Source organism: Nocardioides sp. NPDC054178 (genome assembly GCF_055585005.1).
The window spans coordinates 148,046-163,794 of record NZ_JBVJKY010000006.1 but is presented as its reverse complement, the minus strand read 5'-3'; the positions used below and the strand labels follow the sequence as shown (position 1 = coordinate 163,794).

The 15,749-nt window shown below is 68.6% G+C and carries 16 protein-coding genes; 2 read left to right on the top strand and 14 right to left on the bottom strand.

Translation table 11 applies throughout. From position 1 onward, the window contains the following. Positions 1-25: 25 nt before the first annotated feature. Entirely contained in the window at positions 26-334 is a 309-nt protein-coding gene (locus ACZ6WN_RS21620; protein WP_160027767.1) for an STAS domain-containing protein, read from the bottom strand. A 178-nt stretch (positions 335-512) separates the two neighbouring features. Between ACZ6WN_RS21620 and ACZ6WN_RS21615 the strand changes: the two genes are divergently transcribed. Continuing rightward, positions 513-1,085 (top strand): cob(I)yrinic acid a,c-diamide adenosyltransferase, encoded by a 573-nt coding sequence (locus ACZ6WN_RS21615; protein WP_465867468.1) that lies wholly within the window; start codon positions 513-515, stop codon positions 1,083-1,085. A gap of 9 nt (positions 1,086-1,094) precedes the next feature. Here the strand turns inward: ACZ6WN_RS21615 and ACZ6WN_RS21610 are convergent, their stop codons facing one another. Next, the gene (locus ACZ6WN_RS21610) at positions 1,095-2,075 is read right to left on the bottom strand and encodes a helix-turn-helix domain-containing protein (protein WP_465867467.1); all 981 of its coding nucleotides are present in this window, start codon (positions 2,073-2,075) and stop codon (positions 1,095-1,097) included. A 378-nt stretch (positions 2,076-2,453) separates the two neighbouring features. Between ACZ6WN_RS21610 and ACZ6WN_RS21605 the strand changes: the two genes are divergently transcribed. After that, complete coding sequence (locus ACZ6WN_RS21605) at positions 2,454-5,621, top strand: DEAD/DEAH box helicase (protein ID WP_465867466.1); 3,168 nt, start codon at positions 2,454-2,456, stop codon at positions 5,619-5,621. Between the two features lie 87 nt (positions 5,622-5,708). On the opposite strand, the gene ACZ6WN_RS21600 is transcribed toward ACZ6WN_RS21605, so the two are convergent. The 12 genes from ACZ6WN_RS21600 to ACZ6WN_RS21545 form a co-directional block, all read right to left on the bottom strand. Beyond that, positions 5,709-6,869, bottom strand: a complete 1,161-nt coding sequence (locus tag ACZ6WN_RS21600) for an MFS transporter (protein WP_465867464.1) — start codon at positions 6,867-6,869, stop codon at positions 5,709-5,711. Between the two features lie 69 nt (positions 6,870-6,938). After that, complete coding sequence (locus ACZ6WN_RS21595) at positions 6,939-7,532, bottom strand: DUF1707 domain-containing protein (RefSeq protein WP_465867462.1); 594 nt, start codon at positions 7,530-7,532, stop codon at positions 6,939-6,941. Between the two features lie 104 nt (positions 7,533-7,636). Next, positions 7,637-8,083 carry a DUF2550 domain-containing protein gene (locus ACZ6WN_RS21590; protein ID WP_465867460.1) on the bottom strand — a complete coding sequence of 149 codons (447 nt, stop codon included), beginning with the start codon at positions 8,081-8,083 and terminating at the stop codon, positions 7,637-7,639. Positions 8,084-8,104: 21 nt separating this feature from the next. Beyond that, on the bottom strand, positions 8,105-8,497 hold the full coding sequence (locus tag ACZ6WN_RS21585) for a F0F1 ATP synthase subunit epsilon (protein WP_357338658.1): 393 nt from the start codon (positions 8,495-8,497) through the stop codon (positions 8,105-8,107). Then, positions 8,497-9,933 carry a F0F1 ATP synthase subunit beta gene (gene atpD / locus ACZ6WN_RS21580; RefSeq protein ID WP_465867459.1) on the bottom strand — a complete coding sequence of 479 codons (1,437 nt, stop codon included), beginning with the start codon at positions 9,931-9,933 and terminating at the stop codon, positions 8,497-8,499. Before atpD ends, ACZ6WN_RS21585 begins: the two co-directional genes overlap by 1 nt. Positions 9,934-9,959: 26 nt before the next feature. Next, complete coding sequence (locus ACZ6WN_RS21575) at positions 9,960-10,886, bottom strand: F0F1 ATP synthase subunit gamma (protein ID WP_465867457.1); 927 nt, start codon at positions 10,884-10,886, stop codon at positions 9,960-9,962. Between the two features lie 3 nt (positions 10,887-10,889). Further along, positions 10,890-12,530 carry a F0F1 ATP synthase subunit alpha gene (gene atpA, locus ACZ6WN_RS21570; protein ID WP_465867455.1) on the bottom strand — a complete coding sequence of 547 codons (1,641 nt, stop codon included), beginning with the start codon at positions 12,528-12,530 and terminating at the stop codon, positions 10,890-10,892. A 109-nt stretch (positions 12,531-12,639) separates the two neighbouring features. Next, complete coding sequence (locus tag ACZ6WN_RS21565) at positions 12,640-13,452, bottom strand: F0F1 ATP synthase subunit delta (protein WP_465867453.1); 813 nt, start codon at positions 13,450-13,452, stop codon at positions 12,640-12,642. Further along, positions 13,452-13,988, bottom strand: a complete 537-nt coding sequence (locus ACZ6WN_RS21560) for a F0F1 ATP synthase subunit B (protein WP_465867451.1) — start codon at positions 13,986-13,988, stop codon at positions 13,452-13,454. Before ACZ6WN_RS21560 ends, ACZ6WN_RS21565 begins: the two co-directional genes overlap by 1 nt. Before the next feature lie 26 nt (positions 13,989-14,014). Beyond that, positions 14,015-14,227, bottom strand: coding sequence for an ATP synthase F0 subunit C (locus ACZ6WN_RS21555; protein WP_141795487.1), 213 nt, complete (start codon positions 14,225-14,227; stop codon positions 14,015-14,017). Positions 14,228-14,311: 84 nt separating this feature from the next. Then, positions 14,312-15,118: a F0F1 ATP synthase subunit A gene (gene atpB / locus ACZ6WN_RS21550; RefSeq protein WP_465867449.1), complete on the bottom strand. Its 807-nt coding sequence runs from the start codon at positions 15,116-15,118 to the stop codon at positions 14,312-14,314. 113 nt (positions 15,119-15,231) lie between these two features. Beyond that, complete coding sequence (locus tag ACZ6WN_RS21545) at positions 15,232-15,648, bottom strand: hypothetical protein (RefSeq protein WP_465867447.1); 417 nt, start codon at positions 15,646-15,648, stop codon at positions 15,232-15,234. Positions 15,649-15,749 lie beyond the last annotated feature (101 nt).

The window sequence follows — 15,749 nt, the reverse complement described above, 5'->3', positions numbered from 1 at the left end:
CACTCACCGGCCACTCCTTGACCCACTACGCGATGAGCGGGGAGTTCTCCACCTCGAGCACACGATAGAGCCTGGAGAGGTGGAGCATCCGGCGCACCGCGGGGGTGCACCCCTGCAGGGTGAGGCGGCGGCCCTCGGCATGGGCCTGCCGGGTCGCGACGGCGAGCAGCTTCAGCGCCGTGACATCGGCACTGCTCACGCCGGAGACGTCGAGGACGACGTCACCCTCCACCGAGTCGAGATGGTCATAGATCACGCTGCGTGCCATCCAGGTGCTGCGTACGTCGAAATCTCCGCTCAGCACCAGCGTCGGCCCGTCGATCAAGATCTCCATGCCCTGCCTCCATCCCCCAGGAAGTGGATTGCGCATCACAGACGCTCCCTCTCGCCACTATGACGCTCGGTAGCTCCGATTGGTTGCACCTCATCAGCCTCATTGGCCACTTCCGGCACTATTTTCTGTCAAACGACCACGGTCGCCGCGAAGTGGGCCGTCCGCATAGGCTCAGCGCATGGTCAACCTGACACGCATCTACACCCGCACCGGTGACGCCGGTGAGACCCGGCTGGGCGACATGAGCCTGACCGCCAAGACAGATCTGCGGCTGGAGGCGTACGCGACCACCGACGAGGCCGGGGCGGCGATCGGTGTCGCACTGGCCCACGGCGGCATCGACGAGGACGTCGTGAAGGTGCTGACGACGGTCCAGAACGACCTCTTCGACGTCGGCGCCGACCTCTCGACCCCCGTGGTCACCGACCCCGAGTATCCGCCGCTGCGCGTCGAGCAGGCCTACGTCGACCGGCTCGAGGCCTGGTGCGACGAGTACAACGAGTCCCTGGCGAAGCTGCGCTCGTTCATCCTCTCCGGCGGCACCGTGGCCGCGGCCCACCTGCACGTGGCCCGCACCGTCGTCCGCCGCGCGGAGCGGGCGGCCTGGGCCGCGTACGAGGTCCACGGCGAGACCATGAACAAGCTCGCCCTGACCTACCTCAACCGCCTCAGCGACCTGCTCTTCATCCTCGCCCGGCACGCCAACCGCGAGCAGGGCGACGTCTTGTGGGTGCCCGGCGGCGAGCGGTAGGACCCGGCCTCACAGCCAGCCGCGACGCCCCGCCTCGTAGCCGAGCTGGAGGCGGGTGTCGACGTGGGCGCGGTCCATCATCTGGCGCACCCGCCGCTGGACCGTACGCAGCGACAGCCCGAGCTGGGCCCCGATGGAGGCATCGGTCAAGCCGGCGAGCAGCAGCGAGAGCACCTTGGTGTCCAGGGGCTCGAGGCGATCGGCCGCCGTCTCGACCGTGCCCTCGGGCGTCGCGACCAGCTTGGGCGCGGAGGTCCAGATCAGGTCGAAGAGGGCGATGATCGCGTCGAGGAGACCGCTGGGGTGGAGCAGCAGCGCGTCCTGGACCGTGTTGTGCTCACTGTTCATCAGCGGGATCAGGGCGATCTCCCGATCGACGATGAAGGCGCGCAGCGGCACCGTCGGCACCACCCGCAGCTCGATCCCGATCTCAAGACCGGAGTCGATGGTCTCGTAGATGCCGGGGGTGTCGAAGACGGAGCGCTCGAGGACGATGTCGTGCCTGACCCCGCGTTCGATCGCGGCCCGCTCGGCCTCGTCGGCGTCCTCCCGGGTGACGACCGCGGCCTGCGGCTTCTGCAGCGCCTGGATACATTTCTTCGCCGAGTACTGCAGCTGGGCGAACCGCTGGGCGATGGCCTCGGTGCCGTGCACGACGTCCACGACGTCGGCCACGTCCCGGCGAGCCACCGAGCCGCGGTAGAGCCCGGCGAGCTCGGTCATCTCGACCTGCGCGCGGCGCAGCTCGTCCTGGCGCTGCACGAGCAGCGCTCCGAGCGCCACCGCCGGCGGAGAGGCGACGTATCGGTCCTGGCCGGCCGAGGCTCGAGCGACCAGGCCCTTCCCCTCCAGCGCGGACAGCACCGCCGAGACCGCGTAGGTGTCCAGGTCGGCCACCTCGGCCAGCTCTTCGATGTTGGCCGAGGGCGCGCTGACCAGCTGGCGGTAGACCGCCTCCTCCAGGTTGTCGAGTCCGAGCGCATCGAGCATCCGAGATGCCTTTCCGTGGAGGGGGAACGAACAACGGCAATCATGGCAGATATATGACACGTCACATTCCCGCCATAGCGGTTCGACTTGCATTCACCGGCAACTTGGCCGAAAGTATTCATCGCCACCTCGGTCCGGATCCCCCCGCTCGGATCGAGGTGGCTTTCCTTTTGCGCGACAAAGTTGTCGCGATCGGTTCGGATCCGGTTGTCCGCGACGCGATGGCCGACGTGCGCCTATGCACGCCGATGAATGCACCGCCACCCCACGGCGGCGCGCCGCTGGTCTAGACCATTGCCACCGCAATGAACGAGACGCTGCTCACCACGAGCGTCCACGAAGTCGCAGAACCCGCCTCATGCTGGAAGAATAGATCGGGTGCCCTTGCTCGAAGCTCTCACGAACGACCTGCTCCGCGAGACCTTCGACCCTCAGACCATCGAGCGTGGCGAGGCCTACGCAGCCCAGGGTCGCGTCGGTGAGCCCCGGGTCACCGAGGTCGGCGGCACGCTGCGAGCCGCCGCCGAGGTCCGAGGCACCAGCCCGGCGCCCTACCGCGTGACCCTCAACCTCGACTCCAGGAACGGCGTCCTCCGAGCGACGAGCTCGTGCAGCTGCCCGGTGCACAACAACTGCAAGCACGGTGCCGCGCTGGGCCTGGTCCTCGCCGGCTCGCGCACCGCGGCGGCGCCGCTGGGCCCGTCGTGGGAGACGGAGCTGCGTACGCTCCTGGGCCAGCTCGCCGAGGACAACAAGCCCGAGGACGACCTGCCCGCGCTGGCGCTGGAGATCGACGTGCACAGCCCGCGATCGGCCGTTGCGGGCTCGCCGACCGTCGAGCTGCGCCCGATGCGCATGGGCAACCGCGAGCGCTGGGCGAAGTCCGGCGCCGACTGGGCCAACATCCCCAACGCCGTGCCCGGCAAGGACTTCCCCCGCAGCCAGCTGCTCCCCCTGCAGGAGCTGGCCCGCCAGCTACGCTCCGACCGACTGCTCTACGCCCGGGGCTCCTCGCTCGGGCTCGCCGACTTCGGTGAGCACGCGGTCACCCTGCTCCGCGACGCGATCCGTGGCGGTGTGACGGTCCTGCCCGGCGAGAACGTACGCGGCGTGGTGATCTTCGACGAGCCGCTCTCGCTCGCCGGTGAGCTGCGCCGCGAGGACGGCGAGGCCGTCCTCCGCTTCGGACTGGCCCACGGCGACCGTGTCTACGCCGGCCCGACCGTGCTCCCGATCGGCCGCCCGACCCGCTCGGTGGGCGTGCTCGATGCCGGGGTGCTCCATCTCGGCGACCTCTCCGGCCCGCTCTCGACCCACGCACAGCGGCTGGTGACCGCCCGGGACCCCCTGACCGTCCCCGAGGCCGAGATCGGCACGCTGAGCGCCCTGCTGGGCCCGCTGGCCCGCCTGGTGCCGCTGCGCTCGGCCGACGGCTCCCTCGACATCCCCGAGCCTCCCGCGCCGCGCCTGACCCTGACCGTCACCTGGCGCAGCTCGACGCATGCCACCCTCGGCTGGACGTGGGCCTACGGCGTACGTCACTACCCGGTGGACTCCCGCGAGGACCTCGGTCTGGTCCGCAACCCGGCCGAGGAGGCCGAGCTGCGCGCGAAGGTCTCCGCCGAGCTGCTCCGCAAGCAGGAGGTACGCGACGGCGACGCGCTCGCACTCGCCATCCACGACCTGCCGGCGCTGCGTGAGGTCGAGGGCGTCGAGATCACCGAGGTCGAGCGGCCCGACTTCCGCGAGACCGACGAGGATCCCGAGATCTCCTTCGAGGTCACCTCGCCCGACGGTGCTGCCGTGGCCGGGCAGGACTGGCTCGATCTGCAGGTCGTGATCCGGATCGGCGCCGAGGCCGTGCCGCTTCCCGACGTGCTCGGGGCCCTGACCCGCGGCGACGACCACCTGATCCTCCCCAGCGGCACCTACATCACCACCGACCGCCCCGAGCTCGACCGGCTGCGCAACGTCGTCGAGGCCGCCGGGCAGCTCCACGAGCGCACCGGCGACGGGCTCGCGGTCGGCAAGCACGACCTCGGCGTCTGGGCCGAGCTCGCCGAGCTCGGCGTGGTCGACCAGCAGGCCGCCGAATGGGTCCAGCGGGCCCAGGCGCTGCGCGACCTGCGCGAGATCCCCCGGCCGGAGCCGACCGGGCTGGCGACCGAGCTGCGTCACTACCAGCTCGACGGTTTCCACTGGCTGGCGTTCCTGCACGAGCAGGGTCTCGGCGGGATCCTCGCCGACGACATGGGTCTGGGCAAGACGCTCCAGGTGCTGGCCACGATCTCCCATGCCGTGCACTCGCAGCCGGGGCCGCGCGCCCCCTACCTCGTGGTGGCACCCACCAGCGTCGTACCGGCCTGGGTCCAGGAGGCCCGCCGCCACACCCCCGGCCTCCGGGTGAGCACGGTCGGCAAGCGTGTCGACTCCGTCGCCGAGGCGCGCGAGGACGCCGACGTCGTGGTCACGACCTATGCCATCCTCCGGCTCGAGCAGGACGCCTTCGCCGGACGCCCCTGGGCCGGTCTCGTCCTCGACGAGGCCCAGCAGGTCAAGAACCACCAGTCCAAGACGTACGCGGCCGCCCGCCGCATCGACGCCCGCTGGCGTCTCGCGGTGACGGGCACGCCGTTCGAGAACCGGCTGATGGAGCTGTGGGCGCTGCTCTCGATCACGGCGCCCGGGCTCTACCCCAGCCCGCGACTGTTCCGCGACACGGTGGTCTCCCCCGTCGAGAAGTCGGGCGATGACGCGGCGCTGCGCCGGTTCCGGACCCGGCTGCGACCGTTCCTGCTGCGGCGCACCAAGGAGCTCGTCGCCGACGACCTGCCGCCGAAGCAGGAGCAGGTGCTCGGCGTCGACCTCAACCCGGCCCACCGCAAGATCTACGACGCCCACCTGGCCAAGGAGCGGCAGCGGATCCTGCACCTGCTCGACGACTTCAACGACAACCGGGTCGCGATCCTCAGCGCGCTGACCAGGCTGCGGCAGCTCTCCCTCGACCCCGGCCTCGTCGACCCCGATGACGACGACGTCGGCTCGGCCAAGCTCGACACCCTCGTCGACCACATCGAGGAGCTCGCCGCCGAGGGCCACAAGGCGCTGGTCTTCAGCCAGTTCACCTCGTTCCTCGGCCGGGCCCGCACCCGGCTCAAGGAGGCGGGCATCGACGCCGCCTACCTCGACGGCGCCACCCGCGACCGCGGCGCTGTCATCGAGAGCTTCCGCGACGGCGACGCCCCGGTCTTCCTGATCTCCCTCAAGGCCGGCGGCGTGGGCCTCACCCTGACCGAGGCCGACTACGTCTTCGTGCTCGACCCCTGGTGGAACCCCGCCGCCGAGGCCCAGGCCGTCGACCGCGCCCACCGCATCGGTCAGACCCAGCACGTCATGGTCTACCGGCTGGTCTCGACCGACACGATCGAGGAGAAGGTCATGGAGCTCAAGGAGCGCAAGGCCGAGCTCTTCGCGAAGGTCGTCGACGGCGAAGGCGCCATGGGCTCCACCATCGGCGCCGACGACATCCGCGCTCTCTTCGACTGACTCTCGGCGGCGTGGCTCCGGTGTAACACGTCGTTCGTAGGACTGTTCGCCCTATCTGAACGACCGGATAGACCTACGAACAGCGTGTTACACGGCCCGCCGCCGCGCCACCGTGGCAGCCAACGCCGCGGCCGGGAGCATGAGAACGGCTACGACCAGGAGTGCTCTCAGGGTGCCGATCTGGTCCCCGACGGCCCCCAGGATCGGCGGGAAGCCCAGGAAGGCGCCGTAGGCCAGCGTAGAGACGACCGAGACGCGGGCGGCGGCCCGGGTCTCGTCGTCGGCGGCGATGCTGATCCCCAGGGGGAAGCCGAGGGCCGCGCCGAAGCCCCACAGGACGATCCCGGCCAGCGCGAGCCCGAAGGAGCCGGCGAACACGGTCAGCACGATCCCGGCGCCCGCGAGCGCCGCCGAGGTGATCAGGACCGGCTGCCGACCGACCCGGTCGATCACCTTCGCGCCGGCGAAGCGGGCGAGGCTCATGCAGAGGACGAACGCCGCGTAGCACGCCACGCCGACCCGGTGGCTCACGTCGTAGCCGTCGATCATCGCCAGCGAGACCCAGTCGTTGGCGCTCCCCTCGGCGGCGGCGAAGGCGAGCACCATCAGCCCCAGGAGCAGCGTGTGGGGCGAACGCCAGGCGGCGATCAGCTCACGCCGCGGCGAGTGCCCCTCGGGTGGCGCCTCCGCGGGGAGGAAGCCCGCGGTCCCCCACCAGCAGACCGCCAGCGCGATGGCCGCGACACCGGCGATATGCCACACCGTCGGCAGCGTGCCCACCAGGGCGATGCCCAGCAGTCCACCGAGCACGGTGCCGACGCTCCACATCGCGTGCAGCTGCGGCATCAGCGTCTTGCCACCGAGCCGCTCGACCGCCGCTCCCTCAACGTTCATGGCGACGTCCCAGATCCCGTAGCCGACGCCGTACGCCACCAGGAACAGCGCCACCAGCCACGCCTGCCCCAGCCAGCTGCCGGAGACCGCCACCAGGGTCAGGGCGACGACACAGAGCGCCGCACAGCGGCGTACGACCCGGGCGGCGCCCCAGCGCATCACCAGTCCCCCGGCGAGCGGCAGCGCAGCGACGGAGCCGACGCCCATCGCCAGCAGCATCAGGCCGACGGCCGAGTTGTTCAGGCCGAGGCTCTCGCGAAGCGCCGGGATGCGGGAGATGAAGGTCGCGGACAGCAGGCCGTTGGTGGCGAACGCCACCACGGATCCGGCCTGAGCACGGCGAAGAGGCGTCACGAGTAAAGGCTAGTGGGCCGCGGGCCGCGTCCAGGCGCGGGGTTCAGCAGCTGGATTCAGGTGTGGAGCTCAGTCCTGCTTCTTCTCGTACGGGCCGCCGCGGCCGAAGATCGGCAGGACCCACGGCTGGCGCAGCGGGGCACCGGCGAGCGCGATGACCGCGAAGGCGGTCGCGAGGACCCAGGCGATCCCGTAGAGCGCGCCACCGAGCCCGAAGGTCACGATCGTGACCGCGAGCAGGGTGAGCTGCAGGTTGAGGGCGCCGGCGGCGTGGTGCTTCACGAACTCGGAGCGCTTGCCGACGGTGTAGTAGAGGATCGCGGGACCGACGACGATCGGCACCAGGGTCGTGGCCTGGGCAAGGGCGGCCAGGAGCCGCTCCTCGGTGGTCGGCGGCGGCAGCAGGTCGCGGGCGGGCTTCGCGGCCGCCGGAGCCGGCGTCGGCTGCGCGATGAGGTCGCGGGTGATCGGCTCGAGGGCGGCGTACGTCTTCGCCTTCATGGTCAGGTCGAACCGGACGTCGAACTCGGCCTGGTCGAGCCGGCCCTCGGCGTAGGAGGTCTTGAGCACCTCGATGACGCGGTCGCGATCGGCGTCGGTGCAGCGGAGCTCATCGCCGGCGGGCGGAGTGGGCGGGGTAGGAATCGGGGCAGTTGAGGACATACCTCTACGATCCGCCGCAGATGCCTTCTGGACAATCAGGGAAGCCCCCGAATGCAGAACGACCGACCCCGGTGTTGCGCCGGGGACGGTCGGAGGATGACGCTTTAGAAGACGGTCCAGGTGGACCGCATCGGACGGGACTCGAGCCACGCCTGGAAGCCGATGAGGGTCTGCTGGTCCATGGCGAGGTCGATGTGCTCGCCGTTGACGTCGCAGGTCACGATCAGGCTCTCGGGGTAGAGCACGAGCTCCTCGATCCCCTCGGGAGAGCGGCTGGAGATGTACGACATCTCGACCCGACGCCAGACCCGTTTGGGCTTGGGCGAGAGCGAGAAGATCCGGAACCACTCCAGCTGGGCGTCACCGGAGTAGCGACCGATGCCGATGACCCAACCGCGTCCGGGACTGGTGTCCCGGACGCGGTGGCTCAGTTCGAAGACGCCGCCGTTACGAGCGAGCAGGCGGCGGCGTACGGCGATCCCGATGCCATAGGCGAGGACAAGCAGAAGCAATGCGGCCACAACGACCAGCAGCAGCTCCCACCATGCCATCCGGGTATCGCCCCTCTTCCCCTATGAGGCCTTCTCGACAGCGCGGATGCGCGCCTCGGCGTGGCGGATGCGCTTCTCGGCGTCGTTGTTGGTGCCGAGCAGGCGACGGGCCTCCTCGAGGTCGACCTGAGCCTGGTCGAGGTCGATCTCGTGGGCCAGCAGCACGTACTCGGACAGGATCGAGACGCGGTCGTTGGCCACCGAGAGGAAGCCACCGTCGACGGTCGCGATGACCTCGGTGCCCTCCTCCGGAGTGATCTCCACGACCGCCTCGGTGAGAGCCGACAGCACCGGCGCGTGACCGCGCAGGACGCCGACGTCACCGTCGACCGTTCGGGCGATGACCATGGTGGCCCCGCCGCTCCAGACCACGCGGTCTGCAGCGACGAGCTCCACCTGAAGTGCGTCCGTCATCAGAGGCTCTTCTGGATCTCGGCCCACTTCGCCTCGACGTCGTCGAGGCCACCGCACATGAAGAACGCCTGCTCGGCGACGTGGTCGTACTCGCCGTCGGCGATCTTGTTGAACGCCTCGATGGTGTCCTTGACCGGAACCGTCGAACCCTCGATGCCGGTGAACTGCTTGGCGACGTAGGTGTTCTGCGACAGGAACCGCTGGATCCGGCGAGCGCGGGAGACGATGATCTTGTCTTCCTCGGAGAGCTCGTCGACACCCAGGATCGCGATGATGTCCTGCAGCTCCTTGTTGCGCTGGAGGATCTGCTTGACGCGGACGGCGCAGTCGTAGTGGTCCTGACCGATGTACTGCGGGTCCAGGATTCGCGACGTCGAGGTCAGCGGGTCCACGGCCGGGTAGATACCCAGCGACGCGATCTCGCGGGAGAGCTCGGTGGTCGCGTCCAGGTGGGCGAACGTGGTCGCCGGAGCCGGGTCGGTGTAGTCGTCGGCCGGCACGTAGATCGCCTGCATCGAGGTGATCGAGTGACCACGCGTCGAGGTGATCCGCTCCTGGAGCAGACCCATCTCGTCGGCGAGGTTGGGCTGGTAGCCCACGGCCGAAGGCATCCGGCCCAGCAGGGTCGAGACCTCGGAGCCCGCCTGGGTGAAGCGGAAGATGTTGTCGATGAACAGCAGCACGTCCTGGCCCTGGACGTCGCGGAAGTACTCCGCCATCGTCAGCGCCGAGAGGGCCACGCGAAGACGCGTGCCCGGCGGCTCGTCCATCTGGCCGAAGGTCAGGGCGACCTTGTCGTAGACGCCGGCCTCCTGCATCTCGTGGATGAGGTCGTTGCCCTCACGGGTGCGCTCGCCGACACCGGCGAACACGGAGACACCACCGTGGTTCTTGGCGACTCGGGCGATCATCTCCTGGATGAGGACGGTCTTGCCGACGCCCGCACCACCGAAGAGGCCGATCTTTCCACCGGTCACGTAGGGGGTGAGGAGGTCGATGACCTTGATGCCCGTCTCGAACATCTGGGTCTTGGACTCGAGCTGGTCGAAGGCCGGAGCCTTGCGGTGGATGCCCCAGCGCTCCTTGACCTCGACCGTGGCCGGGTCGACATCGAGGATGTCGCCAGTCGCGTTGAACACGTGGCCGAGGGTGACGTCACCCACGGGCACGGTGATCGGGGCGCCGGTGTCGCTCACGGAGGCACCGCGGACGACGCCGTCGGTCGGCTTCAGCGAGATCGCGCGGACCATGCCGTCACCGATGTGCTGGGCAACCTCGAGCGGCAGGACGGAGGTCTCACCGCTGATGGTGACCTCCACCTCGAGCTTGTTGTAGATCTCCGGCATGGCGTCGACGGGGAACTCCACGTCGACGACCGGGCCGATCACGCGGGCGATGCGGCCCGTCGTGGTCTTCTCGTCAACCTGTGCGGTCATTTTCTAGTCAGTCCTTCTGTGGGTTCTCAGTCGTTCGCAGCCTGGGCGTCGGCGAGCGCGTTCACGCCACCGACGATCTCGCTGATCTCCTGGGTGATGCCTGCCTGGCGAGCCTGGTTGGCAACCCGGGTGAACTTCTTGATGAGCTCGTCGGCGTTGTCGGTAGCCGACTTCATCGCCTTCTGACGCTGGGCCAGCTCGGAGGCGGCGGCCTGCAGCAGCGCGAACCAGATCCGGCTCACGACGTACTGCGGGAGCAGCGAGTCGAGCACGGCCTCGGCCGACGGCTCGAACTCGTAGAGCGGCAGGACATCGCCCTCGGCCGGAGCCTCGGTGCCCTCCACGACCTCCAGAGGCAGCAGACGTACGGCGGTGGGCTTCTGCGTCATCATGGTGATGAACCGCGTGTAGACCACGTGGACCTCGTCGACGCCGGGAGCGGCGGCCTTCTCGGCCTCGGTGCCCTCGACGAAGACCTCGATCAGCTTCTCGCCGATCTCCTTGGCCGCGTCGTAGTCCGGGCGGTCGGAGAAGCCGGTCCAGGCCTGCGCCACGGAACGACCGCGGAACTTGTAGAAGGCCTCCGCCTTGCGTCCGGTGACGTAGAGGTCGACCTCCTTGCCCTCGGCCTTGAGCTTCTCGACCAGGCCCTCGGCCTCCTTGAGCACGCTCGAGGAGTAGGAGCCGGCCAGACCACGGTCGCTGGTGACCACCAGCACGGCGGCGCGGGTGGGCGCCTCCGGCTCGGTGGTCAGCGGGTGGTCCACGTTGGACCAGGTCGCCACCGCCGAGACGGCGCGGGTGAGCTCACGGGCGTACGGCGCGGCCGCATTGGCCCGCTGCTGCGCCTTGATGATCCGGGACGCAGCGATGAGCTCCATGGCGCGCGTGATCTTCTTCATCGACTCCGTCGACTTGATCCGCGCGCGGAGTTCACGCACTGACACGGCCATGGGTCAGCCCCGCTTCTGCTTGACGATCTGCTCCTGCTCGACGTCCTCGTCAGCGAGGGCCTCTTCCTTGGCGGAACCCGGCTTGACCGAGGCGCCCTCCGAGGTCTCGAACTGGTCGAGGAAGCTGTCGTACGCCCCGCTGAGCGCAGACTCGGTGGAGTCGTCGAACTTCAGCGACTCGCGGATCGCGGACAGGATGCCCTCGTGCGAGCGACGCAGGTAGTCGAGGAACTCCTGCTCGAACTTGAGCACGTCCTCGGTCGGGACGATGTCCAGGCGGCCGGTGGTGCCCAGCCACAGCGAGACGGTCATCTCGTCGATCGGGTAGGGCGAGTAGGCCGGCTGCTTGAGCAGCGCCATCAGCCGCTGACCACGGGCCAGCTGCTGCTTCGAGGCCGCGTCCAGGTCGGAGGCGAACATCGCGAAGGCCTCCATCGCGCGGTACTGCGCGAGGTCGACCTTGAGCGAGCCGGTGACGCCCTTGAGCGCCTTGGTCATCGCCGCGCCACCGACGCGGGAGACCGAGACACCGACGTCGATCGCCGGACGCTGGTTGGCCGCGAACAGGTCGGACTGCAGGAAGATCTGGCCGTCGGTGATGGAGATGACGTTGGTCGGGATGAACGCCGAGACGTCGTTGGCCTTGGTCTCGATGATCGGCAGACCGGTCATCGAGCCCGCGCCCATCTCGTCGGAGAGCTTCGCGCAGCGCTCCAGGAGCCGGGAGTGCAGGTAGAAGACGTCACCCGGGTAGGCCTCACGGCCCGGCGGGCGGCGCAGCAGCAGCGACACGGCGCGGTAGGCCTCGGCCTGCTTGGTCAGGTCGTCGAAGACGATCAGGACGTGCTTGCCCTCGTACATCCAGTGCTGGCCGATGGCCGAGCCGGTGTAGGGGGCGAGGTACTTGAAGCCGGCGGAGTCGGAGGCGGGAGCGGCCACGATGGTCGTGTAGTCCAGCGCGCCGGCCTCCTCGAGGGCGCCACGCACGGAGGCGATGGTCGAGCCCTTCTGGCCGATGGCGACGTAGATGCAGCGAACCTGCTTGTCGGGGTCACCCGAGTCCCAGTTCTGCTTCTGGTTGATGATCGTGTCGATGGCGACCGTGGTCTTACCGGTCGCGCGGTCACCGATGATCAGCTGACGCTGGCCACGGCCGATCGGGGTCATCGCGTCGATCGCCTTGATGCCGGTGGCGAGCGGCTCGTGAACCGACTTGCGCTGCATCACGCCGGGAGCCTGGAGCTCCAGGGCGCGGCGGCCGACCGTCTCGATGTCGCCGAGGCCGTCGATCGCGTTGCCCAGCGGGTCCACGACGCGGCCGAGGTAGCCGTCACCGACGGGGACGGAGAGAACCTCGCCCGTACGTCGGACCGACTGGCCCTCCTCGATCTTGTCGAAGTCGCCCAGGACGACGACACCGATCTCGCGGGTCTCGAGGTTCAGGGCGAGACCGAGGGTCCCGTCCTCGAACTCGAGGAGCTCGTTCGCCATGGCCGAGGGCAGGCCCGAGACCTGGGCGATACCGTCGGCAGTCCGCGCGACAGTGCCGACCTCCTCGGTCTTCGCCGCCTCGGGCTTGTAGTCCGCGACGTACTTTGCCAGCGCGTCCCTGATCTCGTCGGGACGGATGGTGAGCTCCGTCATCTCTGCCTTCTCTCTCGTTCTTACGTCGAAGTCTGTGTCACACAGGGGTCGTACGGCCAATTGGTCTGCTTCGGGCTTCGCTTCAGCATGGTGAGGCCGTGATGCCGGATCAGCCGGCGAGTGCTCGCTGCGCCCCGTCGAGGCGGCTGGAGATGGTGCCGTCGATGACGTCGTCACCGATCGAGACCTTGATGCCGCCGACGATGGCCGGGTCGACCACGATGTTCAGGTGGACCTCGCGGCCGTACTTCTTCGCGAGGGCCGCGGCCAGGCGGGTGGTGTCCGCCTCCGAGAGCGGGGCGGCCACGCGGACGACCGCGGTGCTTTCGCCCGCGACCGCGGCGGCGACCTTCTGGTATTCACCCAGCGCGACGGTGGCGGTGCGGTAGGTGCCCGCGAGCGCCTGCTTGGTCAGGGTGACCGTCGCGGGCAGCGCCTTGCCGCCGAGAAGGTCGTCGACCAGCCTGATCTTGTCCTCGGTCGTGCGAGCCGGGTCGGAGAGCGCGTCACGCAGCTCCGGCGTCTCCTGCACGGCCTGCTGGACCGCGAACAGCTCGTCGGCGAGGCGCTCGGCCTCGCCGCCGGCGCTGAGGACCGCGGCGATCTCGCTCAGTCGCTCGAGCGCGTCGCTCAGGTCACCGGCGCGCGTCCAGCGGCGCTTGACCGCCGACTCGACCACACCGAGGGCCGTTGCGTCGACCTTCCCGCCGAACAGCTCACCGACGAGGCCGGTCTTGGCCTCTGCCGGCACCGATGCGTCGGTGACGAAGCGGCGCAGAGCTGCCTCGGCGCGGAAGGTCTGGGAGACCTCGAAGAGGGTGTCGGCCGCCTTGGCCGCCGCCTCAGGAGAGGCGGAGACAGCGGTCTTCAGCTCCTCGGTCAGGGCGGCAACTGCGTCGGCCGACGCTCCACGGAAGTCCATCAGTGAACCCCTGCCTCGAGGTCAGCGAGGAACCGCTCGACCACACGGCTGGCACGCTCCTCGTCATCGAGGGACTCGCCCACGATGCGACCGGCGAGACCGGTGGCCAGCGAGCCGACCTCGGTCTTCAGCGACGTGGCAGCCGCCTGGCGCTCGGCCTCGATCTGCGCCTTGCCGGCGGTGATGATGCGCTCGGCCTCGGCCTGTGCCTCGGCGCGAAGCTCTGCCTTGATCGCGGCGCCCTCTTCGCGGGCCTGCTCGCGGATGCGGGCAGCCTCGTGACGAGCGTCGGCCAGCTGGGCCTCCAGCTGAGCAAGCTTGGCGTCGGCCTCGGCCTGCTTCGCGTTGGCATTCTCGATGCCGCCTTCGATCGCCGCGGTTCGATCGGCATACGCCTTCTCGAAGTTCGGGACGATGAACTTCGCGACTCCCACGAAGAGGATGGCGATGACGATGACACCGAGGATGATCTCCGGTACGTGCGGGACCAACGGGTTGATCTCGGTCTCCGCAGCGGTTACCTGGGTAAGGGTCATGTCGGAACCTTCAGTAGTTCCCTACGTCAGCGAAGGACGAAGGCGAGAGCCAAGGAGATGATGAAGAACTGCTCACAGAGCGCGAAGCCGAGAATCGCGATCGCCTGCAGGCGGCTCTGGGCCTCCGGCTGGCGGGCGACACCGGCGACGTACGCGGCGAAGATCAGACCGACACCGACACCCGGGCCGATGGCGGAGAGGCCGAGGCCGATGATTCCGAGCTGTCCCGACAGTTCCATGGGATTTCCTTCCGGTTGTGACGCGATCTGCGCCAGTTGTTGTACGTCGAGTTGGTTAGCTGTTTGGGTGCGAGCCTGAACGGATCAGTGCTCGTCCGCGACTGCGCCGGCGATGTACATCGCCGAGAGCAGGGTGAAGACATAGGCCTGCAGGAACATGATCAGCATGTCCAGGAAGGACACGAAGATGCCGAGCAGGAAGGCGAAGACGCCGGCCGCGACGCCCTGCCACGTCGGCGCGTAGTGCAGGATCAGCCAGGCGCCACCGATGGAGAAGAGCGCCACCAGCAGGTGACCGGCGAACATGGTCGCGAAGAGACGGATCGCCAGCGTGAACGGGCGCACGACGATGTTGGAGAGGAACTCCAGCGGGACCATCATGAGCAGGATCGGGCCGCTGACACCGCTGGGCACCGTCTGGAGCTTGAGGTAGCCGAAGAAGCCGTGCTTCGCGATGCCGACGATGTTGTAGACCAGCCAGGTGATCGCTGCCAGCGCCACGGTGAACCCGATGTGCGACATCGTCGGGAACTGAACGAACGGGATGATCCCGTAGAAGTTGTTGATGATGATGAAGACGAAGACCGTGAAGAGGTACGGCACGAACCGCATGTAGTCCTTCGACCCGATGATGTCGCGGGCGATGGAGTTGCGGACCATCCCGTAGACGTACTCACCGGCGAACTGCAGACGGCTCGGAACCACGGCGGCCTTGCGGGAGGCGGCGTAGAAGAAGCCGAAGGCGATCACGACGGACAGCAGGACCAGGAGGGTCACCTTGGTCAGAGCCCAGTCGCCGGACCCGACGATCGGCGGAAGGAAGAAGTCCGCGGGCCCCGGGATATGGGGCCCCGACTCCGACGCCATGACGGTGGCGGCAAGCGACTTCACGCTGTCTCCTGTTTGTTCGAACTTACGATTCTGGGTGGCGAGCCTCTAAGGCTCGGGCATCATCCCGGCGGCCGCCCCCGACGGCCCGGACGATATCAGGCGCTACTGACGGGTCATGAGTCTGCCCCGGGCAGGTCGAAGAGCGGGATTCGCGCGCGTCGCACCAGGAACGCGAACGTGGTCGTCCAGACGACGGTGAGCAGCATGACCGAGAAGGCTGCCGGACGTACGACAGCGTCTCCCCCGGTCAGCGAAACGACCAGCAGGACAACGAAGAGAACCATGCCTGACAGCGTGAAGACACCGACGGCGGCGGGCAGCGACATGGCGGGCGACTTCGCCGCGATCCAGAACATCGCCCAAGATCCGACCGCCAGCACGACAACGGTGGCGATCGAACCGATCGCAGCACCAGCCAGACCACTGGTCCCGGCAAGAACAAAGGCCACCGCGAGGGCCGCGAGCACAGCAACTGCGGACACTGCGGCAGAACCTCGCAGCACCTTGGACTTGCTGGTTGCGGTCGTCATCGTCGGCGGCCGTTCTCTCTGGGGGCATTTCACGTGCTCAGGAGCGTATCCCGAGCGCTCGTGAAAACTATCACAAGCGTGTTTGGGTGCCCTAATTGATC